Origin of the sequence: Bartonella sp. TT121SHDZB, from assembly GCF_042193415.1 — a bacterium.
Taxonomy (GTDB): Bacteria; Pseudomonadota; Alphaproteobacteria; order Rhizobiales; family Rhizobiaceae; genus Bartonella.
The window spans coordinates 1-23,430 of sequence record NZ_JBHILR010000005.1 but is presented as its reverse complement, the minus strand read 5'-3'; the positions used below and the strand labels follow the sequence as shown (position 1 = coordinate 23,430).

The following is a 23,430-nucleotide window of genomic DNA, read 5'->3' as shown; positions in this document are numbered from 1 at the left end:
GAATAGAGAGTTTTGAAATTGGTGTAGGGAATTCAGTGAAGCACTTCCAGAATCATTTTAAAAGCATTTTCAACAGTTGCATAGCGGATAGCATTGCGCTCAAGATGAGCAAAGTGCATTTCTTTGTGCTGGGAAGAGTGATTTTTGTAAGCAACCGCACAATGCACAAGTCCTATAGGTTTATTGAGACTTGCGCCTCCTGGACCAGCAATTCCTGTTACAGAAACTGCAATGTCAGCTTGTGAATGTTTTAATCCACCTTCAGCCATTGCAAGAGCAACTTCTTTTGAAACGGCACCATAGGTTTTTATAAGTTCAGCACACACGCCCACCAGGCGTGTTTTAGATTCATTTGAATAAACAACAAATCCACAATCAAGAACATCTGACGATCCCGCAATATTTGTGAGGCTTGCAGCAATGAGCCCTCCTGTACAAGACTCTACAGTTGTTAACAGCAAACCTTTTTGACGAAAGGTATTAAGGACTTCATGTGCTTGTTTTTCACAAAAATATGTCATTGTGGAATTTCTCCTGGATAAAGAACGCTTACTGTTGCAAGAGCAGCAATTCCTTCACCACGACCAATAAATCCGAGCTTTTCATTTGTTGTTGCTTTAATAGAGATTCGATCAGGTGTCATTGCAAGTATTGTCATAAGATTTTCTGTCATGGCATGACGATAGGGACCAATTTTAGGATTTTCAGCGATAATTGTGATATCAACATTAGCGATACGACCACCTGCTTTTTTTAGAATACCAAGAGCATGACGAAGAAAAATTTCTGATGATACATTTTTCCATCGAGGATCAGAAGGAGGAAAATGTGTACCGATATCTCCAGCACCTTGAGTTGCAAGAAGGGCATCTGTTAATGCATGAAGAGCAACATCCGCATCGGAGTGTCCATTTAATTTTTTATGAAAAGGGATTTTTATACCACATAATATAAGAAAATCTCCATCCTCAAAAGAATGAACATCATAACCATTGCCGGTGCGAATATCAGGAAATATTTGCATTTTCTTTTGGAGATATAAATGTGCAGTATTAAAATCTTCATGCCATGTAATTTTTATATTATGAGGGTCACCTGGAACAGTAAGCATAGGAATTCCAAACCATTCGGCAATTGCAGAATCGTCAGTGAATTCTTGTTTGCAAGATTTCTTTGCTTGTTGATGGGCCGCTAAGATATGTTCAAAGGGAAAACACTGTGGGGTTTGTGCACTATAAAGATGAGTGCGTGGAATTGTTTCTAGAACACGCTGATTATTTACACGTTTAAGGGTATCAGAGATGGGTAGAACAGGAAGAACACCTTCTTGAGGAGTAACGGTAGTATGAATATTATCCAGGAGTTTGTTATCGATAAAGGGGCGTGCACCATCATGAATATGCACATATTTGGGATAAAATTTTCTGAGGGCTTGAAGTCCATGTAAAGTAGAGATTTGACGTGTATTGCCTCCTTCAACGATAATAAGGCGCTCTTTAAAATCGGTGAGTGCTTGTTCACAGATTTGACGATCTTCTGGATGAATAACGAGGATGATCGTTGTGATGGCTGGATGCTGCAAAAAACAATGCACGGTATGATAAATGATCGGCTTTTGTCCTAGAAGCCGATATTGTTTTGGAATTTTTTGTGGAGATTCTGCTCTTTCTCCGCGTCCAGCGGCTAATATTATTGCTGCAATAGAAATACTTAATCTCCTTATGTTATAATCCTAGTTTACTCTTTTATCATTAATTTTAAAATGATTTTGAAAGGGTGGTCGTTGTAGATCAGCCAAAGATATCACTGATAACACTTCAAAAAAAGCATTTAATGCTTTTTGAAGTGCGGTATTTAAACCACAAAAATCTATCAATGGGCAAGTCGGTTCTGCTGTATCGAAACATTCTGCTAGGGAAAAGTTATCCTCTGTTACTTTTACAACATCGGCAACTGAAATCTCTGCTGCGGGTTTAGCCAATTTAACACCACCATTGCGTCCACGCACTGTTTGTATAAAACCCGCTTGAACAAGCGGTTGAAGGATTTTAAATAAAAAAAGTTCTGAAACAGCATATGCTTTAGCAATTTCTGGAACACGACTGAGAGCTCCCTGATTATCTGCACAATACATGAGCATCCGAAGAGCATAATTTGTTTGTTTTGTTAATCGCATCTCATTTCCTTTATAAAGTATCATCGAACGTAGTTTATTTTAAAGAAATTTTTCAAAATGTAGAAGTTCTTACTCATTATTTGCCCTATTTTAAATGTAGTATTAGTATTGTCAATTTTTGTCACAAAAGATTATATAAAGATAATGGATAAGGGTATGTAAGTTTATGATGAATGTAACATCTGTGACGAATCTTCAAGACATAGATAAAAATATTTATAATGATGAGTTGTATCGTTTAAGTAAGGTATATATCTTTTTAGGGATTACAATTATTGTATTGGCTTTACTTACAGCTTCTGTTTCTTTTATTATTCTTATTGGATTAACCCCTGTTGTTCCCAGTAGAACAGTAACCCTTATTCTTATAGGGATTAATAGTTTTTGGGTTTTAGGGCTTGTTATCATCGTTTTTTATGAGATGATTCCGATCATTCGTGCTTGGCGTTCAAGGCGTGCAGGCTCGCGTCTTCATGTGCGTCTTATTTCATTATTTGCACTTGTTGCAACAATGCCAGCTGTTGCTGTAGCTCTTGTATCGGGGCCAGCACTGAATTTGGGACTTGATCGATGGTTTGATACAACAACGCGGCAAATCGTGGGTTCTTCTATTGATTTAGCAAATGCTTATGCAGATGAAATGCTTCAAAATTTAAAAAATTTATCTTATGCTATGGCATTTGCACTTGATAACAAAAAACTTTTAGAACGTAATCCAGCTGAATATCGGATGCAATTGACGCGTCATGCTATAGGACGCAATTTGCGTGGTGCATTTTTGTTAAGTTCTAGTGGAACTATTTTTGTCTCGAGTGCTCTTGGTGATGAGGATAAACTGCCAATCCCTCCTTCTCATCTTATTGAACGTGCAACCAGTGCGAGGCCTTTTTCTTTTCAACCAGGCGTTCATGATTATTTTGGTATTATTTTAAAATTTACCAATATTCCAAACACATTTTTATATTTGGTGCGTGATGTTGATGAAGGCGTTTTATCTGCTTTGCGTTTGACAGAGGTCAATACAGATCGTTATCGTGATTTAAATGAAAATCGCCTGCTGACACAGATTGCATTTGGCATGCTTTATTTGTGTCTTTTTTTTAGTTTATTCTTATCAGCTATTTGGGCTGCTATTGCTGTGGCTGATCGCTTAGTACGTCCTATTCGTCTTCTCATTAGTGCTGCTGATGATGTTGCTTCTGGAAATATGGAAATTTTCGTGCCAGTGCGAGCAAAAGATGGAGATATTGGGCAATTATCCAAAACTTTTAATTATATGGTCAGTGAATTGAAAAGTCGACGCAATGAGTTGATTGCAGTGCGTGATCAAATTGATGAAAGACGGCGTTTTTCTGAGGCGGTGTTATCGGGTGTAACAGCGGGAGTAGCGGGGATAGATGATAATGGTGATATTACAATTATCAATCGATCTATTGAGGCGATGTTTGATATTCGCTCTGAGCACGTTGTTGGACAAAGTCTTTTATCTTTAAGCGCTGAAATTGGGCAGGTTTTTCAGTTTGCGCGTTCATTGGATCGTAAAAATCATCGTGAGCAGGTTACTTTAAACGTTGCAGGAAAAGAGCGTGTCTGTAATGTCCAAGTTACGATGGAGGAGGAAGATGGACAGGGGCAATCTTGGGTTCTAACAATTGATGATATTACAGACCTTGTTGCCGCACAACGTACAGCGGCGTGGGCAGATATTGCACGGCGTATTGCACACGAAATTAAAAATCCCCTCACACCTATTCAGTTATCTGCTGAACGTATTCGTAAACGTTATAACACCGTTATTACACGAGATAGAGAGGTTTTTGAGCGGTGTATTGACACAATTATTCGACAGGTTGGAGATATTGGGCGTATGGTTGATGAATTTTCCTCTTTTGCACGTATGCCAAAACCACAAATGCATGTTTTAGATATACGCGAATTGTTACGCGAAGCATGTTTTTTGATAGAAGTGACACGACATGATATTCATTTTGAGCAAGACTTAGGAAGCCTACCACTTATGGGTGCATTTGATAATCGTCTCATTGTACAGGCTTTTTGCAACGTTATCAAAAACGCAAGCGAATCCATAGATTCGGTTATGCGAGAGGAAAATATTCACGGTCATATTCTTGTCCGTTCTTATCATCAAGAAGAATGGGTAGTTGTGGATGTTGTTGATAACGGGAAAGGACTTCCTAAAGAGCAAAGACAAAAGTTATTAGAACCCTATATAACAACACGGGAAAAAGGAACAGGGTTGGGGCTAGCTATTGTGCGCAAAGTTATTGAAGATCATGGTGGTTCCATGGAGCTTCATGATGCACCGGAGAGTTTTTATGAAGGTCGTGGTGCAATGATCCGTTTGATATTTCCGGCAGATGGGGGTAAGCAGGATAGTATTATACAAGCTATAAATCATGAGATAGGGGAATAGTATGGTATCAGATATCTTGATTGTTGATGATGAAGTAGACATTCGTGAGCTTGTTGCTGGCATTTTAGATGATGAAGGTTATGAAACGCGTGTTGCTTGTAACTCCGATGAAGCATTGGCTCAAATTAGTGAGCGTATTCCAAAGCTTATTTTTTTGGATATTTGGTTACAGGGGAGTCGTCTTGATGGCTTAGCACTGCTTGATGAAATTAAAACGCAATATCCAGCTCTTCCGGTCGTTATGATCTCTGGTCATGGTAATATTGAGACGGCTGTTTCTGCGATAAAGCGAGGGGCATATGATTTCATTGAAAAACCTTTTAAAGCTGATAGACTTGTATTGGTTGCGGAACGAACACTTGAAAACTCAAATTTAAAACGTGAGCTTTTAGAGTTGCGAAAGCGCTCGAACGAAACATTAAAACTGCTCGGAAAATCAACAGTTATAAAAAATTTGCGTCAAATCATAGAAAAAGTAGCCCCAACCAATAGTCGCATTATGATAACAGGTCCTTCAGGCGCAGGAAAAGAGACCGTTGCACGAACTATTCATGCACTCTCAACGCGTTCGAATGGACCATTTGTTACAATAAATGCTGCAACGATTACTCCGGAAAGAATGGAAATAGAGTTGTTTGGCAGTGAAATGGAGGGAAGAGAGCGCAAGATTGGTGCCTTAGAGGAAGCACATGGTGGAATATTATATCTAGATGAAATTGCTGATATGCCGCGTGAGACTCAAGGTAAGATTCTTCGGGTGTTAACGGGGCAAACATTTGAGAGAGTTGGCGGTACAAAACGTGTTAAGGTAGATGTTCGTATCATTTCTTCGACAGCACAAAATCTTGAAAGCCTCATTTCTGACGGGCGCTTTAGAGAAGATCTTTTCCACCGTCTTTCTGTTGTTCCTATTGCTGTTCCGCCGCTTTCAGCACGTCGTGAAGATATTCCAGAACTTGTCCATCACTTTGTAAAAACAATATCACAGCAAGTTGGGATTAAGCCGCGTGAAATCAGTGATGATGTGATAGCTATTTTGCAAACGCATGCTTGGCCGGGTAATGTAAGGCAATTACGTAATAATATTGAGCGTCTTCTTATTCTTGTGCGGGATGGTGATGGCCCTATAACAGCAGACTTTCTTCCCAGTGAAGTGAATGATTCTTTGCCACGTCTTCAAATGGATTCAGATGAGAGTATCATGGATTTACCGTTGCGCGAAGCACGGGAATTGTTTGAAAAAAGATATTTAGTGGCGCAGATTGGACGTTTGGGTGGAAATATATCGCGTACTGCTGAATTTATAGGTATGGAGCGTTCAGCTTTGCACCGTAAACTTAAAGCACTTGGAGTTTCTTAAGGCTATGCGTGTTATTATTTGCGGAGCAGGACAGGTTGGTTATGGGATAGCAGAACGTCTTGCTGCTGAAAATCACGATGTTACTGTTATTGATATTGAAACGAGATTAATTGAAAAAATTCGCGATACATTGGATGTGAGAGGTTTTGTTGGTCACGGTTCACGGCCTGAAGTTCTTTTGGCTGCCGATGCAGACAAAACTGATATGTTGATTGCGGTCACTTTGTTTGATGAAGTGAATATGGTAGCTTGCCAGGTAGCACATTCATTATTTAATGTTCCCACAAAAATTGCTCGTATTCGCTCACAATCTTATTTAGAACCACGTTATAAGACGCTTTTTTCCAGAGAAAATATTCCCATTGATGTAGTTATTTCACCAGAAGTTGAAGTTGGGGAAATGGTTTTACGCCGTATTGCTTTACCTGGTGCAATAGATGTTCTTTATTTTTGTAATGATGATATTGTTGCGTTAGCTTTGGAATGCATGGAAGATTGTCCAGTTATTAATACACCTTTGCGTCAATTAACAGAGCTTTTTCCAGATCTTCATACGACAGTTACCGCTATTAAACGTGGCGCGGAATTATTGATTGCACATTCAGAAACGCAATTACGCGTTGGTGATATAACCTATCTTGTTGTTGCACGTGAACAGATGCGTCGTGCTGTTGGGCTTTTTGGTCATAAAGAACGAGATGCCCACCGCATGATTATTGCAGGGGGGGGGCACATTGGTCTTTATGTTGCACAGGCTATTGAAAAACGTCTCCATAAATTAAAATTGAAGATTATAGAATCGCATAGAGAAAGAGCCCTCACAATTGCTGATCAGCTTGAAAAAACAACTGTTTTATATGGTAATGTGTTAGATCCAGTGATTCTTCAAGATGCGGGAATTGATCAGGCTGATTTAATGATTACATTAACTAATCAAGATCAGGTTAATCTCTTAAGTGCTATTATTGCGAAAAGATTGGGTTGCAAAGCCAATATGGTACTGATTAATAATGTTGCCTATCAAGAATTTAGTCGTGCTGTTGGTGTGGATGCATATCTTAATCCCCATAGCGTTACAATATCGAGAATTTTGCAACAAATGCGCCGTGGGCGTATTCGTTCTGTTCATTCGGTTTTTAATGGTCGAGCAGAAATTATTGAAGCTGAAGTGATGCAAACATCTTCATTAGTTGGTAAGTCATTATCAGAGCTCAATTTATCAGATGGTTTGAGAATTGGTGCAATTTATCGCAATAAGACAATAATACAGCTTTCGGCAGATACGCGTATTTTGTCTGGTGATAGAATAGTGATTTTTTCTCTTGCTGAGTGTGTTCGTGATGTTGAACAACTTTTTCGCGTAAGTTTAGAATATTTTTGATATATTATATATATGGATATTTGTACTTTTTGGTATAGTGGGCAATTAAGATTGGTGGATAGGCTTTGTTTGTCCTCAATGGTTAAAACTGGACAGCGCGTTAAGCTTTTTAGTTATGATAAAAAATAGATAATCTTCCTGCTGGTGTTGAGTTGCATGAAGCCGAATCAATTTTACCACACTCAGCAATTTATCGCCTTGATCCCGATTTTTCTGACAATAAACTAGGATGTACAATTATTCAGTTCTCGGATTTTTTTCGTGTTATGCTGATGAAATATCAACAAGGTGTTTGGTTAGATACAGATGTTTACCTTGTTAAACAATTTCATCCAGATGCGGATAAGGTTTGGTTGGCAAGAGAAAATAATACCAGAGTAGGCGTTTCTGCACTTTATTTTCCACCCAATAACCCTATTATAAAAATATTTGAAGATTATTGGGCAGGCACAGAAATTATTCCTCATTGGCTTGGGTTTAAGCGTCGTGTTTGGAGACCGTTCTGGTTAAAGAGAAAAAAATGCCAATTTTACCGGGAAGTCTTGGCGTTACGATATTTGGCAATGATGGTATTTCACGATTAGCAAAACGATATGGTTTTTTTCATGAAGCAAAGGAAAAGAAAACTTTTTATTATTGGACTGGGCAAAAAACTGAACGTATTTTTGAACCAGCTTTTGGTGTCAATCCGCTTACAGATCCACGCTTAATAGGATTTCATATTCACAGAAAGACAAAAACCACGCAAAAACCTCAGGAAGGAAGTTTTTACCATTGGGCGGTATCTCGCATTCCTGATGTTTATGATTTGTTTAGGTAGAGTTATTATTGCTATTTTAATGATTAGGATTTTAATCTATCTTAAACAGCTCTTGATTGTAGCTTGCACAAGAGAGTAATGTTAGCCTATGGATAAAAACATTGAATGTGTAAAGAGCGGTTGTTATATGAACGGAAAGTAAAAAATATGAGTGATCCAATGAAAACAGCATTAAGTCTTGTTCCTATGGTTATTGAACAAACTAATCGTGGTGAACGGGCCTATGATATTTTTTCCCGTCTTTTAAAGGAGCGGATTATTTTTATTAATGGTCCTGTTGAAGATGGTATGGCAATGCTTGTTTGTGCACAATTGCTTTTCTTGGAAGCGGAAAATCCTAAAAAAGAAATTAGTCTTTATATTAATTCTCCAGGCGGTGTTGTGACATCTGGTATGGCTATTTATGATACTATGCAGTTTATTCGTCCTCCTGTTTCTACGCTTTGCATGGGGCAGGCGGCATCTATGGGATCTTTATTATTAACAGCTGGAGCAAAAGGTCATCGTTTTACATTGCCAAATGCACGTATTATGGTGCATCAGCCATCTGGTGGTTTTCAAGGTCAGGCTTCAGATATTGAACGACATGCACAAGATATTATAAAGATGAAACGGCGTTTAAATGAAATTTATGTTCAACATACAGGTCAGGATTATGAGGTTATTGAGAAAACTCTCGATCGTGATCATTTTATGACAGCAGAGGAAGCCAAAGCGTTTGGTTTAGTTGATGATGTTATACAATATCGTGCAGAAACTGAAAAAGAAGAAAAAGATTAAGAATTTTTATAGAAAAAATAGCTACTTTAAAATAAAGAGTTTTATAAAAAATATCGCAAAATTTAGAAAAACACCTAAAAATATTGAGACATGCATGGTTTTTTATATGTCTTTTAATTTTCATGATGAAAAGCTTCCTTGAAAAGGCGAAGTATTCATATATCGTGGTGAAAGGAAAGAAAAATGAGCAAAATTAGCAATAGCGGGAACGAATCGAAAAATACTCTCTATTGCTCGTTCTGCGGCAAGAGTCAGCATGAGGTGCGTAAGCTCATTGCGGGGCCTACTGTATTTATCTGTGATGAATGTGTAGAGCTTTGCACGGATATTATTCGGGAAGAAAATAAGTCTTCAGCGATCAAGGTGCGTGATGGTGTTCCTACTCCACAGGAAATTATAACAGTTCTTGATGATTATGTTATTGGTCAGCAGCATGCAAAACGTGTTCTTTCTGTTGCTGTTCATAATCATTATAAACGTTTGGCGCATCAGTCTAAAAGCAATGATGTTGAGTTGGCTAAATCAAATATTCTTCTTGTTGGTCCAACGGGATGTGGTAAAACATATCTTGCACAAACATTAGCACGTATTATTGATGTACCTTTTACGATGGCGGATGCGACCACTTTGACTGAAGCAGGCTATGTGGGAGAAGATGTTGAAAACATTATTTTAAAGCTTCTTCAAGCCGCGGATTATAATGTTGAGCGTGCGCAGCGTGGTATTGTTTATATTGATGAGGTTGATAAGATTTCTCGTAAAGCAGATAATCCTTCTATTACAAGAGATGTTTCTGGGGAAGGAGTTCAGCAAGCGTTATTAAAAATTATGGAAGGAACGATTGCTTCTGTTCCTCCTCAAGGTGGACGTAAACATCCGCAACAAGAGTTTCTTCAGGTTGACACCACAAATATTTTATTCATTTGTGGGGGAGCTTTTGCAGGTTTAGAACGGATTATTTCAGGGCGTGGTGAAAAAACTTCTATTGGTTTTTCTGCGACCGTTAAGGCACCTGATGAGCGTTGTGTTGGTGAAATTTTTCGTGATTTAGAGCCTGAAGATCTTATAAAATTTGGTTTAATACCAGAATTTATTGGGCGTCTTCCTATAGTGGCTACCTTAGAGGATTTAGACGTTAACGCTCTTGTGCAAATTTTATCACAACCTAAAAATGCATTAGTAAAGCAATATCAGCGTCTTTTTGAAATGGAAAATGTTGAGTTAGCATTTCATGAAGATGCTTTGCGTGTTATTGCGAAGAAAGCAATAGAACGTAAAACTGGTGCACGCGGTTTACGTTCTATTATGGAGAAGATCCTTCTTGAGACGATGTTTGAATTACCGGCTCTTGAAGGCGTTCAAAAAGTGGTTATTTCGAGTGATGTCGTTGATGGGAAAGCGCGTCCTCTTTATATTTACTCAGAACGTGCAGAAGATAAAGAAAATGTATCAGCATGACATTGTGCGATGCACAATATAAAAGGTGGTAATGAAGGGTATTTGATGGGTATTTCTAATAATATCATTATAATGCTTGATTTATGTATGAGTAATTACCACTTCATGTACAGTGAAGAGCTGAGGTTTTCTAAAGGTGGGCTGGTTGTTGTAGATAGCTCATAGGCTCCAGAAAGGAGAATTATGCAATATATTGATGAAAAGACAGATGAAGTAAGAGATGGGGTTTATGCTGTTTTACCTCTTCGTGATATTGTTGTCTTCCCCCATATGATTGTTCCACTTTTTGTGGGCCGTGAAAAATCAATTCGTGCTCTTGAAGAAACGATGGCGGTTGACAAGCAAATACTATTGGTGACACAAAAAAATGCTTCTGATGACGATCCAAAATCAGAAGATATTTATCATATTGGTACATTTGCTAATATTCTGCAACTTTTAAAGCTTCCTGATGGCACTGTAAAGGTTTTGGTTGAAGGGACTGCCCGTGCAAAAATTAGTCAATTTGCTTTAAGTGAAGGTTACCATCAGGCTTTTGCAACTGTTACAGAAGAACCTAGAGAGAATGATGTTGAGATTGAAGCTCTTTCAAGGTCAGTGATCGCTTATTTTGAAAATTATGTAAAGCTTAATAAAAAAATCTCTCCTGAAGTTGTTAATGCGATTGGTCAAATTGATAATCCTTCTAAGCTTGCTGATACGATTACCTCTCATTTGATGATTAAACTTGGAGAAAAACAGGAAATATTAGAGCTCTTACCTGTACGGGCTCGTCTTGAACGTGTTCTGTCCTTCATGGAAGGAGAAATTTCTGTTTTGCAGGTTGAAAAACGTATTCGTTCGCATGTTAAACGACAAATGGAAAAAAACCAACGAGAATATTATCTCAATGAGCAGATGAAGGCTATTCAGAAAGAGTTAGGAGCAGGTGACGATAGCCGAGATGAGCTCTCTGAACTAGAAGAACGTATTAAGAATACAAAACTTTCCAAGGAAGCACAGGAAAAAGCTGGGGCCGAATTGAGGAAATTGCGGAATATGTCTCCTATGTCTGCAGAAGCGACAGTTGTACGTAACTATCTTGATTGGTTATTAGCAATGCCTTGGGGTAAAAAATCTAAAGTTAAAAACAATTTAGATTTTGCTGAAAAGGTTATGAATAATGAACATTTCGGTCTTGAAAAAGTTAAGGAGCGAATTATTGAATATTTGGCCGTACAGAGCCGTGCATCAAAGATAAAAGGCCCCATTATTTGCTTGTTAGGTCCTCCTGGTGTGGGAAAAACATCATTAGCGCGCTCTATTGCAAAGGCAACGGGGCGTGAATATGTTCGTATTTCTTTGGGAGGTGTACGGGATGAAGCAGAAATTCGCGGACATCGCCGAACATATATTGGTTCGATGCCTGGAAAAATTATTCAGTCTATGAAAAAAGCAAAAAAATCTAATCCGCTTTTCTTGCTTGATGAAATTGATAAAATGGGACAAGATTTCCGTGGAGATCCTTCATCCGCTTTACTAGAAGTTCTTGATCCTGAACAAAATGGCACATTCATTGATCACTATTTGGAAGTTGAATATGATCTCTCTGATGTCATGTTTATCACAACTGCGAATACACTTAATATTCCAGGTCCGTTAATGGATCGAATGGAAATTATTCGTATTGCTGGTTATACTGAATGTGAAAAAATGGAAATTGTTAAGCAGCATCTTTTACCAAAGGCATTAAAAGATCACTGTTTGTCTAAAAAAGAATTCAGCATTTCTGATGAAGCACTAAGGTCGATTATTCAGTTTTACACGCGTGAAGCAGGCGTTCGTAACCTTGAGCGTGAACTCATGAAAGTTGCCCGTAAATCTGTTACAAAAATTCTCAAAACGCATCAAAAGTCTGTGAAAGTTACAGAAAGCAATATTAATGATTTTTTGGGTATTAAGCGTTATCACTATAATCAGATTGAAGGAGAAAATCAAATTGGTGTTGTGACAGGTCTTGCGTGGACAGAAGTTGGTGGAGAGTTATTGACCATTGAAGGAGTCATGATGCCCGGTAAAGGCAAGATGACTGTAACTGGAAATTTACGTGATATCATGAAAGAGTCCATTTCAGCGGCAGCATCTTATGTACGTTCTCGTGCTGTTGATTTTGGTATTGAACCTCCACTTTTTGAAAAACGCGATATCCATGTTCATGTTCCAGAGGGGGCAACACCAAAAGATGGACCATCTGCTGGGATTGCGATGGTGACAGCAATTGTTTCGGTCCTTACAGGGATAGCAGTGTATAAAGATATCGCAATGACTGGTGAAATTACTTTACGTGGACGTGTTCTACCCATTGGTGGATTAAAAGAAAAACTCTTAGCAGCTCTTCGAGGAGGGATAAAAAAAGTCCTTATTCCTGAAGAAAACGCAAAAGATTTGGTTGATATTCCTGATGATGCCAAAAATAACATGGAAATTATTCCGGTAAATCATGTGAGTGAAGTTTTGAAACACGCTTTGGTTCATTTTCCTGACACTATTGAATGGGAGGAGCCTTCTACAGTGACTGTACCTATCAGGTCAGAGAGCAGCGATAGTGAAGGAATACAGATTGCGCACTGATTCACTCATCTTATTTATGACTGCATTTTTTAAGTGGTAAAAGGCGTTGTCGTGGTTATTATTCTGTTTTTTGTTGAAGAAAAGTGAAAAAATCCGTGAATAACTGTGATTATTTCTAAAAAACAATGTTTTGGATAAAAATAAGACTTCTGTTTGCTGTACTTTTCAATAAACTGACCAATAACATGATTAAATCATGTTGTCAGGTAATATAGGGAAAGGAAATGTTCTATGAATAAAAGTGAATTGGTTAGCTCCGTTGCTGAAAAGGCAGGTGTTTCGAAAGCGCAAGCTGGTGCTGTGGTTGATGCTTTTATGGCTTCTGTAACAGAAGCTTTGGCTTCAGGGGGAGATGTTCGTCTTCCAGGTTTTGGCTCTTTTGAAGTTTCTCATCGTGCTGCTACGAAGGGGCGTAATCCTTCAACTGGTGCTGAAATCAATATTCCAGCGCGTTCTGTCCCCAAATTTTCTGCAGGGAAAAGCCTTAAAGAAGCAGTTAATAAAAAATAATTTAAACAACATTTAAAAAACCCGATTTATTTATAAGCGGGTTTTTTTAACACATATGTTGTGCACGTTTTCATATAAAAATTGTGAATCTTTATGGTATTTTTCTTATTTTATGGATTGCTAGTATTTTTGAGAATGATTTTAAATACTGCATAAAATATAAAATACCGTAGAGTTGGGATGTATTGTTTTTAGCCTTTTTAAATGAAATATTGCTCTGTATGGTTTATAAAATGTGATGTTAACTTTTATTATACTAAAGTACTTATTTCAAAATAAGATTCGTAAATAGTGTAAGGCAAAAAACTCTGTGAAGTGTATCAATATATAAAAGCTATTATGTGCAACCATTTTTACGCTTAATAAAAGTGCAAGTTAAAGAATCATACGATATTCAGGTTTCTCATTCAATAGTGTGATTTTTCTTGGCACTTGAAATGGAGGATATATATTCAACACCGTCTTAAAATATTTTTTTCTTCATTACATAAGAGTTAAGATGAGAAAATATTACAAATTTTGAGGAAGAAAATTAAAAAACAGAAAAATTTTTATTATCAAATAATGTACATTATATAGTATATAAATTATTAATAACGATAAAAGTACAGTATTTTTCGTATTTTCTATCTATTTAATTTTTAATCTCTTAATATATTTATATAATTATTTTATTTTTTGTCATTGAAACACATTAATTTATTGATAGCACTAAGGGTTTTTTATAGTCAAAAATTATTTTACAACCTCTATGTTACAGCACCTATGCTATTGAATGAATAATGAAATGTCGAATCGTATTTATTAATTGGGGGAGACAGTAAAGGGCTTTAGGATGATTTTTTCACGAGAGTCATAGAGATCTATTTTAGAGGATAAGGGACGAATCGTGTACTTTTTTATAAACAGGAGTTCTTTGATTCTTTATCTGTTAACCACCGAATACAATCATTAAGAGCTCTCGCTGTTATAGCTTGCTTTTTTACTAATTTTTTCTCTTTACTTGGCAAGCGTTTTTTTGAATGTTTAACAGAAGTAATAGGGGGGAAAAGTCCGAAATTGATATTCATTGGCTGAAAGGACTGTCTTTCTATTTCTTCTATTACAATGTGCCCCCCCGTAATATGATTCAAAAGGGCTCCGAATGCAGTGGTTTGTGGTGGGAGGCAAGGACTATTATCATGATATTCTGCAGCGGCAAAACGTCCAGCAAGAAGCCCTATTGCAGCTGATTCTACATAACCTTCACATCCGGTAATTTGCCCTGCAAAGCGTAGTCGTTTTGTTTGTTTTAAACGAAGGGTTTGATCAAGAATAATTGGAGAGTTGAGGTAGGTATTACGGTGAAGTCCACCAAGACGCGCAAATTCTGCTTTTTCAAGACCGGGAATCATTCTAAAAATGCGAATTTGTTCACCATATTTCAGTTTTGTCTGAAAGCCCACCATATTGTAAAGGGTTCCAAATTTATTATCTTGGCGTAATTGAACGACAGCATAGGGTTTAACTGTAGGGTTATGGGCATTGGTTAAGCCCATAGGTTTCATAGGACCATGTCTTAAAGTTTCAAGTCCGCGTTCAGCCATAATTTCAATTGGTAGGCATCCATCAAAATAGGGCGTTTTTTCAAAGTCACGAAACTCTGTTTTATCTGCATTTTTTAACGCTTGAACGAATGTTTCATACTGTTCTTTATTTAAGGGACAATTAAGGTAATCTTTTCCTGTTCCCTCAGGTCCAATTTTATCATAGCGCGACTGATACCAACAAATATTCGTATCAATACTATCGGTATGGATAATAGGTGCAATAGCATCAAAAAAAGAGAGTGATTCTGTTCCAGTTATTGCTTGCAATTCTCGAGCAAGTGCAGATGAGGTAAGGGGACCCGTTGCGATGATAACATGTTTCCAAGCTTTAGGAATTTTTTGAACTTCTTCACGTTTAATCGTTATAAGAAGGTGGTTTTCGAGTGCTGCTGTAACGGTTTTTGAAAATCCATCACGGTCAACGGCAAGAGCACTCCCTGCGGGGACTTTATTGGCATCAGCAGCTTTCATAATCAACGATTTCGCTAATCGCATTTCAGCATGGAGAAGTCCTACTGCATTTGTTGATGAATCATCGCAACGAAATGAATTTGAACAAACCAGTTCTGCTAATTTATCGGTTTTATGGGCATCTGATTTTTTCTGGGGTCGCATTTCATACAAAATAACAGGAATTCCTGACTGAGCGATTTGCCAGCTTGCTTCACACCCTGCAAGACCGCCACCGATGATATGGATTGGAGTATCAAATGTCTTTAGCATAATCGACTTTTAGCGTAAGCAGCCATATATGAAAAGCATAGATTTTGTTTTTGTTATTTATGAGAATGATGTATATTCGTTTTTTTAATATATTTGTTTGCTTTTTTTCTCTAATTAATGGTATAGAAACGCCGTTTGTATAAGGTTATTAGCTTGTCAGTTTGGCGGATGTGGCGAAATTGGTAGACGCACCAGATTTAGGTTCTGGCGGGAGACCGTGGGGGTTCGAGTCCCTCCATCCGCACCAAAGCAATCCCTTAAGTGCTACGGATTTCTACGTGTCTGGAATTCCGCTTCATGGTGATGTAACACTCGACGTGTTAAGATGTAATGATTATTAGAGTGGGCATGTCCCTCTCCTTAGAAAAATGAAGGTGTTTAATGCAGGTTACCGAGACGCTTAATGAAGGACTGAAGCGCGAAATTAAGATCGTGGTTCCAGCAAAAGATTTAGAAGAAAAGTTGAATGAACGATTGGATGATACCAAGGGTAAGATTAAGCTTAATGGTTTTCGTCCTGGTAAAGTGCCTGGTGGGCATTTACGAAAAATGTATGGTAAATCTTTTATGGCGGAGATTCTCAATGAGATACTCAGTGATGTGCCACGTTCTATTTTAGCGGACCGCAATGAACGTGCAGCGATGCAGCCAAAAATTGACATAGATGAAGATGAAAAAATTCTAGATGGTAAAGCCGATTTTACTTTTAGTTTAAAGTATGAAGTTTTACCGAAAATTGAAATTAAGGATTTTGAACATATTGAAGTTATCCGTGAAATTGCAACTGTCCCTGAACAGGATATTGATGATCAAGTCAATCGCGTCCTTTCTTCTACGCGTAATTATTCCCTAAAAGAGGGGCGTTCTGAAGAAGGTGATCGTATTACCATAGATTATCAAGGTAAGCTTGAAGGCGTTCCATTTGAAGGTGGGGAAGATAGTGATGCACAACTGATTCTTGGGTCAAAACAATTTATTCCTGGCTTTGAAGAGCAATTGGTTGGTGTGAAGGCTGGGGATGCAAAAACGATTTCTGTTAAATTTCCTGATAATTACAGTGCGGCACATTTGGCAGGGCGGGACGCAGAGTTTGATATTACTGTTAAAGCTGTCTTTAAGCCAGATGAATTGAAAATTGATGATGAAGCAGCGCAAAAAGTTGGTTTAGAATCTCTAGCTCGCTTACGTGAGGTCATTCGTGGGCAGATTGAAAGCCAATATGGTTCAATGACACGTCAAAAAGTTAAGCGTCAAATTCTTGATGCTTTAGATGCTGATTATAATTTTGAGATTCCAGAAGAACTTTTAGAAATTGAGTTTAACAATATATGGGCTCAAGTTAATGATGATTTGAAGAAGGCTGGGCGCAGTTTTGAAGATGAAGGTGTTACAGAAGAAAAGGCACGGGAGGAATATCGTGTTCTTGCACAACGTCGTGTTCGTCTTGGTTTGGTGCTTTCTGAAATTGGAATGAAGGTAGGTGTTAAAGTTAGTGAGGATGAGCTAAAAGCAGCTGTTTTTGATCAGGTTCGCCAGTATCCTGGACAAGAAAAAGAGATTATGGATTTTTTTCGTAAGACTCCAGAAGCTGTTGAAAATCTGCGTGCTCCGATTTTTGAAGAAAAGGTCATTGATTATTTGTTAGCACAGATAAAAGTGACAGATAAAGAAGTGACAGTTGAGGAATTGATGAAAGAATATGACGAATCAGAAGACATTGAAGAAAAGCCGGCAAAGAAAAAATCTGCAGTGAAGAAAAAGTCCGCAGAGAAAACATCAGCTAAGAAAAAAGCTCCTAAAAAAGCTTAATATTCGCGCAAGTAAAACAAGTCCGATAGAATCGGGCTTTTTGTGAAATTTATATCCTAGGATTGTACTGAGGATGGTTTTAGATAAGCCATGAGGTATATTTAAATATTGGTAATGGATTGGCAATGAGCATCATTGATACGCGGATTCCTGATTCTAAGCGTTTTATTTCTGGAGTTACAGGTGATTGGGAAGTCATCATTGGCATGGAGGTTCATGCGCAAATCATATCAAATTCGAAACTTTTTTCAGGAGCATCAACCAAATTTGGTGCAGAGCCGAACAATCATGTATCACTTATTGATGCAGCCATGCCAGGTATGTTGCCTGTTCTTAATCAAGAATGTGTTCGTCAAGCAGTTCGAACGGGGTTAGGATTAAAGGCGCGTATTAATTTAAAATCTGTTTTTGATCGTAAAAATTATTTTTATCCAGATTTACCGCAGGGGTATCAGATTTCTCAATTTCGCTATCCCATTGTAGGAGAAGGAAAGATTATTATATCGGTTGGTCCAGATTCGGAAGGACAATTTGAGGATATTGAAGTGGGAATTGAGAGGTTGCATCTTGAACAGGATGCTGGAAAATCGATGCACGATCAGCATCCAACGATGTCTTTTGTGGATCTTAATCGTTCTGGTGTTGCTCTTATGGAAATTGTTTCTAAACCTGATATGCGCTCATCAGATGAAGCCAAAGCCTATATGACAAAATTGCGTACGATTGTTCGTTATTTGGGCACCTGTGATGGCAATATGGATGAAGGCTCTATGCGTGCAGATGTCAATGTATCTGTTCGTCGTCCTGGTGAGGATTTTGGAACGCGCTGTGAAATTAAAAACGTTAATTCTATTCGCTTTATTGGTCAAGCAATTGAATATGAAGCGCGTCGTCAGATTGCAATTTTAGAAGATGGAGGCGTTATAGATCAAGAGACTCGGCTTTTTGATGCCGCTAAAGGTGAAACACGCTCTATGCGCTCAAAGGAAGAAGCGCATGACTATCGTTATTTTCCTGATCCTGATCTTTTACCATTAGAGCTTGATCAAGCATTTGTAGATGCTTTAGCAGCAGATTTACCAGAATTACCCGACGCTATAAAAGTACGTTTTGTCACGGAAATGGGACTGACGGTGTATGATGCTTCCATTCTTGTGACAGAAAAAGCTATTGCTGATTATTTTGAAGAGGTTGCCCGTGGTCGTGATGGAAAAATAGTTGCCAATTGGGTGATTAATGATCTTTTAGGAGCCTTAAATAAAGATAATCGTGAAATTGAAGAGTCACCAGTCTCGCCAAATCAATTGGGAAGCATTATTGATCTCATAAAAGAAGGAATTATTTCTGGAAAAATTGCCAAAGATCTTTTTGAGATTATTTGGAATGAGGGGGGGGATCCACGCCAAATTGTAGAAGAACGCAATATGAAGCAGGTAACAGATATCAAGGCTATTGAGAAAGCTGTTGATGAGATTGTTGCCAATAATTCTGATAAAGTTATGCAAGCAAAACAAAAACCTGCTTTAGCTGGTTGGTTTGTTGGACAGGTAATGAAAGCAACAGGTGGTAAGGCAAATCCTCAAACCGTTAATGAATTGGTTAAGATGAAACTTGGCATAGATTAAATTTTATGGGGTGGAGAAGAATCCGTAAATATAGTATCATTTTTGAAATGAAGGGAGAGCAAGTTATCTTATCAATTGGAGTTGTGGCTGAGTTTACTGGTATTTTTTCGGTAATTTCAAGCGTTAACAATTTTATTCCAATAATTGATTTCATGAGCATATTGAAGAAATGGAATAGAAAATGGGTCGTTTTTTAAAGCAAATCTTTACGTGGTGGGATGGTAATACCATCGGTACGCGTTTTTTTACATGGCGCAAAGGTAAGCGGATAGGGGAAGATCAATTTGGAAATATATATTACGAGGGGGGGCTTCATAAGGATGGTTATCCGCATCGTTGGGTTATTTATAAAGATTATTCTGAAGCTTCTACTATTCCACCAGGTTGGCACGGCTGGATTCATCATCGCTGTGAGTGTCCACCAACACAGGAAGATTATCAACCATATGAATGGGAAAAGCCTCATGTTGCAAATATGACAGGAACGAGTGAGGCCTATCGACCAAAGGGGGCTATTCCTTATAATGATGCGCGTCCTTGTGTACATGAAGATTATGATGCATGGTCACCTAAAAAATAAAATGTTTTAATATGGGCATGTATTTTTGTCTTATTTGACTCTATGTTATGACAAGAGTTATTTTAAAGGTGCGATTGATTTCGATATGATGAGGTTTTTTTTATTGTTAGGGTTGAAGTATTTTATATATATTTTTTTAATGGGAGTTTTAGTGTTTTTATCCTTAAATGGTGGAGTGCGGGCTGAACGTATTAGCAATGGAATTGCTGTTTTTGCAGGTCTTGATAAAATTACGGGGCGAACCACACGTTTTGAAGTTACTCTTGGTAAAATTTATCAGTATGGTGCATTACAGGTAACACCCCGTGCTTGTTATACGAGCTCTAAAGATGAGCCAACGCGTACAACTGGTTTCGTTGAGGTCAATGAACTAACATTAGATAAAAAGATACGGCGTATTTTTACAGGGTGGATGTTTGCAGATAGTCCTGGTTTGAACGCTGTTGAGCATCCTATTTATGATGTGTGGTTAAACGATTGCAAGCAGAGTACTCAAAATCTATCTCTTCAATGATTAGTGTTTTATGCAATTTTTAATACATTGATTTATAATGATAGTTTATCATTTTAAAACTTGAAAGAGAGGTTCGAATTCCTCTGATCCTCTTATTTTGAACTTTTTTATATTGAATCAATTAAAACTATTCTTTTTTTACGTTACAAGTGGCAATGTATGGATTAAGGCTGTTTAAGAAAGGAATGGAGTTTTTCTCATAAACTGTTTAAATCCAAGAACGCATCATTGAAATAAATGTATTGTTTTTTTGAGTGTTTCATAGAAGATGATTTTTGAATTATATCTGTTAGAGATGAAATGAATATCTTGTCCTTATTTGTTAAAGAGATGAACCGACACCTTTGCATTTATGGGAGAAGAATACCAACATATCAAATGAATACACCAATTATGATATTTAGAGAATGCAAATATATTGGTAGGTTTTATTCTTATAGAGATGTCGTTTTTCATTCAAAGCGTCAAGCTATGTTGTTGGAGAAACTGAGATTAATTGAGATCTAGGATTATTTAAAGTCTCAATTGAAGTATAGCGTGATTAAAAAATTGCAACAATTGGTATATTTATAACAAAAAGCAACATTTATGTATTTGATATTTTTATTATATAGAGTGCTTCATAAGTAAGTTTGTTTATCTGTAAGTTCTTATATATTGTATTACAAACTTCGCATTTAAATAAACACGATATCACTAATTTTGTAAATCATGTTCTTGATATTCATGCTTTTCAAAATTTTTTGTATAAGATACATGTTTTTTACGTAGAGCTATTGAAAATCAAACAAGGGAAATTGAGAGGACTTAAATTAAAAGTTTCTTTATTCAAGATGAATATATTTATTTTGTGTAAAAAATTTCCAATTCTCTAAAGAATATGAGATTTTACATCATGAAAATTTCTGATCCTCACTATAATCATGCTTCCCGATTATCGAAACAACCTAAAGAACCTTTATTGAATGTTCCATTTATTATAGTTGTGTTGATAGCATTTTGTTTTTGTCTTTATTGCATTCCTCAGTATTTTTTTTCTCATAAGGTTTATGTTGAAAGTCTAGAGTTTTTTTCATTTACACCAGCATTGTTTAAGATGGATCCTTTAGCATTTTGTTATACTATGGTGAGTTATTCATTTATGCATAGTAGTTTTAAACATGTTTCTCTTAATATGGTTTGGCTTTTGGTATTTGGCTCTCCTTTGGTAAGACATTTTGGTGTTTTACGCTTTTTAATTTTTTGGGTATTGACGGCAGTTGTGTCTGTTTTGACTTATTTTACATTTCATCAAGAAAGTATCATATCACTTGTTGGGGCATCAGGTGCAGTATCTGGAATGATGGGTGCTATTGTACGTTATGGTTTGCCCAGCCGCTATTTAGGTGTTAATGTGCAGAATGAAGAATTTGGGGGGGATTTATTGTCCATCAAAAAAGCTCTACGTTCCAAGGGGGTACTTGTTTATATGAGTATGTGGCTGATAGCTGACTTTATCATAGGTATTTCTTCCATTCTGTTTGAAGAAAATGGTATCTCAATAGCATGGGAAGCTCATATTGGCGGTTTTTTTGCGGGTTTTTTATTGGTTGGCTTTTTTGATGTTTCACAAAAAATTAAAAATTAGAATCTAAGATATTTATGCGCCACATAAAGTGCTATTGTCGCTGCGTTTGAAACATTTAATGATTTAATATTTCCTGGCATATCAAGGCGTGCTAGAGCGCAAACAGTTTCACGTGTTTTTTTACGCAAGCCCTTACCTTCTGCTCCTAAAACAAGAGCAATTTTATTCCCTGTTAATGTTATTTCTAGAGATTGGTCACCTTCTGAATCGAGACCAAAGCTTGTAAAACCTGTTTTATGGAGTTTTTGAAGAGCTTCAGCGAGATTTCGTACGGTAATATAATGAATCATTTCCAGAGCTCCAGATGCAGCTTTTGCAAGAACGCCGCTTTCGTGAGGAGAGTGACGGCAAGTTGTAATAAGCGCTTTAGCTTTAAATGCAACTGCAGAGCGCATAATAGCGCCGACATTATGTGGGTCGGTAATTTGATCCATAACAATGACAAGATCAGTATTGGTTAGCTCCGATAGTTTGCATGGTTTAAGAGGGGAAGTTTCCAAAACAACACCTTGATGAACTGCCGCACTCCCAACCAACGAATCAAGATATTTAGGGGTGCATAATGTAACAGGGCAAGGATAATCTGATTCGGTTATATTTAATCGTTTTAAGGCATTTTGTGTAACGTAAAGACATTTAAAAATTCTTTTTGGGTTTTGTAAAGCAGCATGAACTGAATGAATGCCATAAAGATGGATTATTCCTTGCTGTAAAGAAGCGGCTTCCTTTTTCAGGTGTATAAAAGATCGAGAAGGAGCGCTTTTTGCATCGCGATATCGGCGACGTAAACGAGCATAATGAGAATTTTGTGATGTTTTTTCTTTCATAACTTCTTTATAGCGTGTTTATAAGAAAAATAGATAGAAAAAATCTATGATTTAAAGTTATTGAGCAGGAAATTTGTACAGAATTGTATTTATTCTGTTGACAGATACAATAGTAATCGTCATAACCACTTCGCAATCAGATTGAATGGGTTGGGGATTCAAGATGGTTGTCGTGATGCCTCATCGAGCAACTTTATCGGTGTAATGGAGGGGTGCCCGAGTGGTTAAAGGGGGCGGACTGTAAATCCGTTGCGTATGCTACGTTGGTTCGAATCCAACCCCCTCCACCATTCATCGAAGGAGAGTTAGTACGTGGGTCATGCGGGTATAGCTCAATGGTAGAGCAGCAGCCTTCCAAGCTGAATATGCGGGTTCGATTCCCGCTACCCGCTCCAAATGGTTGTTGATGATTAGGCAAGTAAGTATGATGGAGGATATTCCATTTTTCATTTAGTTCTACAGTCCTGTTTCTAGGTGTTAACAAAAATAGAGAATAAAACAAGAGATTAATGGCGATGGCGAAGAGCAAATTTGAACGAACGAAACCGCATGTTAATATTGGTACGATTGGTCACGTTGATCATGGGAAGACCTCGTTGACAGCAGC

The 23,430-nt window shown here is 37.4% G+C and carries 18 protein-coding genes, 3 tRNA genes and 1 pseudogene; 17 read left to right on the top strand and 5 right to left on the bottom strand.

The window, feature by feature from the left end:
* Positions 1–32: 32 nt before the first annotated feature.
* Genes ACFIKI_RS04310 through rirA form a run of 3 tightly spaced genes read right to left on the bottom strand, consistent with a single transcriptional unit; the run spans position 33 to position 2,176 of the window.
* Positions 33–521 carry a CinA family protein gene (locus ACFIKI_RS04310; protein ID WP_375665822.1) on the bottom strand — a complete coding sequence of 163 codons (489 nt, stop codon included), beginning with the start codon at positions 519–521 and terminating at the stop codon, positions 33–35.
* Positions 518–1,708 carry a bifunctional 2-C-methyl-D-erythritol 4-phosphate cytidylyltransferase/2-C-methyl-D-erythritol 2,4-cyclodiphosphate synthase gene (locus tag ACFIKI_RS04305; RefSeq protein ID WP_375665980.1) on the bottom strand — a complete coding sequence of 397 codons (1,191 nt, stop codon included), beginning with the start codon at positions 1,706–1,708 and terminating at the stop codon, positions 518–520. Before ACFIKI_RS04305 ends, ACFIKI_RS04310 begins: the two co-directional genes overlap by 4 nt.
* Positions 1,709–1,732: 24 nt before the next feature.
* On the bottom strand, positions 1,733–2,176 hold the full coding sequence (rirA, locus tag ACFIKI_RS04300) for an iron-responsive transcriptional regulator RirA (protein ID WP_375665821.1): 444 nt from the start codon (positions 2,174–2,176) through the stop codon (positions 1,733–1,735).
* A gap of 169 nt (positions 2,177–2,345) precedes the next feature.
* Here rirA and ACFIKI_RS04295 point away from each other — a divergent pair, with 169 nt between their 5' ends.
* The 8 genes and pseudogenes from ACFIKI_RS04295 to ACFIKI_RS04260 all read left to right on the top strand — a co-directional run bounded on the left by ACFIKI_RS04295 (position 2,346) and on the right by ACFIKI_RS04260 (position 13,529).
* Complete coding sequence (locus ACFIKI_RS04295) at positions 2,346–4,610, top strand: ATP-binding protein (RefSeq protein WP_375665978.1); 2,265 nt, start codon at positions 2,346–2,348, stop codon at positions 4,608–4,610.
* A 1-nt stretch (position 4,611) separates the two neighbouring features.
* Positions 4,612–5,970: a sigma-54-dependent transcriptional regulator gene (locus tag ACFIKI_RS04290; RefSeq protein WP_375665820.1), complete on the top strand. Its 1,359-nt coding sequence runs from the start codon at positions 4,612–4,614 to the stop codon at positions 5,968–5,970.
* Between the two features lie 4 nt (positions 5,971–5,974).
* The gene (gene trkA, locus ACFIKI_RS04285; RefSeq protein ID WP_375665819.1) at positions 5,975–7,351 is read left to right on the top strand and encodes a Trk system potassium transporter TrkA; all 1,377 of its coding nucleotides are present in this window, start codon (positions 5,975–5,977) and stop codon (positions 7,349–7,351) included.
* A gap of 12 nt (positions 7,352–7,363) precedes the next feature.
* Positions 7,364–8,171: pseudogene (locus ACFIKI_RS04280) on the top strand (hypothetical protein).
* A 147-nt stretch (positions 8,172–8,318) separates the two neighbouring features.
* Complete coding sequence (clpP, locus tag ACFIKI_RS04275; protein WP_273791156.1) at positions 8,319–8,951, top strand: ATP-dependent Clp endopeptidase proteolytic subunit ClpP; 633 nt, start codon at positions 8,319–8,321, stop codon at positions 8,949–8,951.
* Between the two features lie 183 nt (positions 8,952–9,134).
* Positions 9,135–10,409, top strand: coding sequence for an ATP-dependent Clp protease ATP-binding subunit ClpX (gene clpX / locus ACFIKI_RS04270; protein WP_375665818.1), 1,275 nt, complete (start codon positions 9,135–9,137; stop codon positions 10,407–10,409).
* Between the two features lie 183 nt (positions 10,410–10,592).
* Positions 10,593–13,019, top strand: coding sequence for an endopeptidase La (gene lon / locus ACFIKI_RS04265; protein WP_375665817.1), 2,427 nt, complete (start codon positions 10,593–10,595; stop codon positions 13,017–13,019).
* A gap of 231 nt (positions 13,020–13,250) precedes the next feature.
* Entirely contained in the window at positions 13,251–13,529 is a 279-nt protein-coding gene (locus ACFIKI_RS04260) for an HU family DNA-binding protein (RefSeq protein ID WP_212112126.1), read from the top strand.
* 899 nt (positions 13,530–14,428) lie between these two features.
* On the opposite strand, the gene trmFO is transcribed toward ACFIKI_RS04260, so the two are convergent.
* Positions 14,429–15,841 (bottom strand): methylenetetrahydrofolate--tRNA-(uracil(54)-C(5))-methyltransferase (FADH(2)-oxidizing) TrmFO, encoded by a 1,413-nt coding sequence (gene trmFO, locus ACFIKI_RS04255; protein ID WP_375665816.1) that lies wholly within the window; start codon positions 15,839–15,841, stop codon positions 14,429–14,431.
* A 164-nt stretch (positions 15,842–16,005) separates the two neighbouring features.
* Between trmFO and ACFIKI_RS04250 the strand changes: the two genes are divergently transcribed.
* The 6 genes from ACFIKI_RS04250 (at position 16,006) to ACFIKI_RS04225 (ending at position 21,996) form a co-directional block, all read left to right on the top strand.
* Positions 16,006–16,088: transfer RNA gene (locus ACFIKI_RS04250), tRNA-Leu, on the top strand.
* Positions 16,089–16,222: 134 nt separating this feature from the next.
* Positions 16,223–17,650 carry a trigger factor gene (gene tig, locus ACFIKI_RS04245; protein WP_375665815.1) on the top strand — a complete coding sequence of 476 codons (1,428 nt, stop codon included), beginning with the start codon at positions 16,223–16,225 and terminating at the stop codon, positions 17,648–17,650.
* A gap of 125 nt (positions 17,651–17,775) precedes the next feature.
* A complete protein-coding gene (gene gatB / locus ACFIKI_RS04240) occupies positions 17,776–19,275 on the top strand; it encodes an Asp-tRNA(Asn)/Glu-tRNA(Gln) amidotransferase subunit GatB (protein ID WP_375665814.1) in 1,500 nt (499 codons plus the stop codon).
* Between the two features lie 181 nt (positions 19,276–19,456).
* Positions 19,457–19,855 carry an NADH:ubiquinone oxidoreductase subunit NDUFA12 gene (locus tag ACFIKI_RS04235; RefSeq protein WP_375665813.1) on the top strand — a complete coding sequence of 133 codons (399 nt, stop codon included), beginning with the start codon at positions 19,457–19,459 and terminating at the stop codon, positions 19,853–19,855.
* 88 nt (positions 19,856–19,943) lie between these two features.
* Entirely contained in the window at positions 19,944–20,369 is a 426-nt protein-coding gene (locus ACFIKI_RS04230; protein WP_375665976.1) for a DUF2155 domain-containing protein, read from the top strand.
* Between the two features lie 895 nt (positions 20,370–21,264).
* Positions 21,265–21,996, top strand: coding sequence for a rhomboid family intramembrane serine protease (locus tag ACFIKI_RS04225; RefSeq protein ID WP_375665812.1), 732 nt, complete (start codon positions 21,265–21,267; stop codon positions 21,994–21,996).
* Here the strand turns inward: ACFIKI_RS04225 and ACFIKI_RS04220 are convergent.
* Positions 21,993–22,823, bottom strand: a complete 831-nt coding sequence (locus tag ACFIKI_RS04220) for a TrmH family RNA methyltransferase (RefSeq protein WP_375665811.1) — start codon at positions 22,821–22,823, stop codon at positions 21,993–21,995. The two genes, ACFIKI_RS04225 and ACFIKI_RS04220, sit on opposite strands and share 4 nt — an antisense overlap.
* Before the next feature lie 206 nt (positions 22,824–23,029).
* Here ACFIKI_RS04220 and ACFIKI_RS04215 point away from each other — a divergent pair.
* From ACFIKI_RS04215 to ACFIKI_RS04205, 3 genes are all read left to right on the top strand, one after another.
* Positions 23,030–23,113, top strand: a tRNA-Tyr gene (locus ACFIKI_RS04215).
* A gap of 31 nt (positions 23,114–23,144) precedes the next feature.
* Positions 23,145–23,218, top strand: a tRNA-Gly gene (locus tag ACFIKI_RS04210).
* 120 nt (positions 23,219–23,338) lie between these two features.
* The coding region (locus ACFIKI_RS04205; RefSeq protein WP_002972655.1) for a GTP-binding protein at positions 23,339–23,430 on the top strand (92 nt) is incomplete at its 3' end.

Bases quoted from the DNA above. Each gene is read 5' to 3' on its own strand.
- ACFIKI_RS04310 (WP_375665822.1), bottom strand. From the start codon at position 521: ATGACATATTTTTGTGAAAAACAAGCACATGAAGTCCTTAATACCTTT.
- rirA (WP_375665821.1), bottom strand. From the start codon at position 2,176: ATGCGATTAACAAAACAAACAAATTATGCTCTTCGGATGCTCATGTAT.
- ACFIKI_RS04295 (WP_375665978.1), top strand. From the start codon at position 2,346: ATGAATGTAACATCTGTGACGAATCTTCAAGACATAGATAAAAATATT.
- ACFIKI_RS04290 (WP_375665820.1), top strand. From the start codon at position 4,612: ATGGTATCAGATATCTTGATTGTTGATGATGAAGTAGACATTCGTGAG.
- trkA (WP_375665819.1), top strand. From the start codon at position 5,975: ATGCGTGTTATTATTTGCGGAGCAGGACAGGTTGGTTATGGGATAGCA.
- clpP (WP_273791156.1), top strand. From the start codon at position 8,319: ATGAGTGATCCAATGAAAACAGCATTAAGTCTTGTTCCTATGGTTATT.
- clpX (WP_375665818.1), top strand. From the start codon at position 9,135: ATGAGCAAAATTAGCAATAGCGGGAACGAATCGAAAAATACTCTCTAT.
- lon (WP_375665817.1), top strand. From the start codon at position 10,593: ATGCAATATATTGATGAAAAGACAGATGAAGTAAGAGATGGGGTTTAT.
- ACFIKI_RS04260 (WP_212112126.1), top strand. From the start codon at position 13,251: ATGAATAAAAGTGAATTGGTTAGCTCCGTTGCTGAAAAGGCAGGTGTT.
- trmFO (WP_375665816.1), bottom strand. From the start codon at position 15,841: ATGCTAAAGACATTTGATACTCCAATCCATATCATCGGTGGCGGTCTT.
- tig (WP_375665815.1), top strand. From the start codon at position 16,223: ATGCAGGTTACCGAGACGCTTAATGAAGGACTGAAGCGCGAAATTAAG.
- gatB (WP_375665814.1), top strand. From the start codon at position 17,776: ATGAGCATCATTGATACGCGGATTCCTGATTCTAAGCGTTTTATTTCT.
- ACFIKI_RS04235 (WP_375665813.1), top strand. From the start codon at position 19,457: ATGGGTCGTTTTTTAAAGCAAATCTTTACGTGGTGGGATGGTAATACC.
- ACFIKI_RS04230 (WP_375665976.1), top strand. From the start codon at position 19,944: ATGAGGTTTTTTTTATTGTTAGGGTTGAAGTATTTTATATATATTTTT.
- ACFIKI_RS04225 (WP_375665812.1), top strand. From the start codon at position 21,265: ATGAAAATTTCTGATCCTCACTATAATCATGCTTCCCGATTATCGAAA.
- ACFIKI_RS04220 (WP_375665811.1), bottom strand. From the start codon at position 22,823: ATGAAAGAAAAAACATCACAAAATTCTCATTATGCTCGTTTACGTCGC.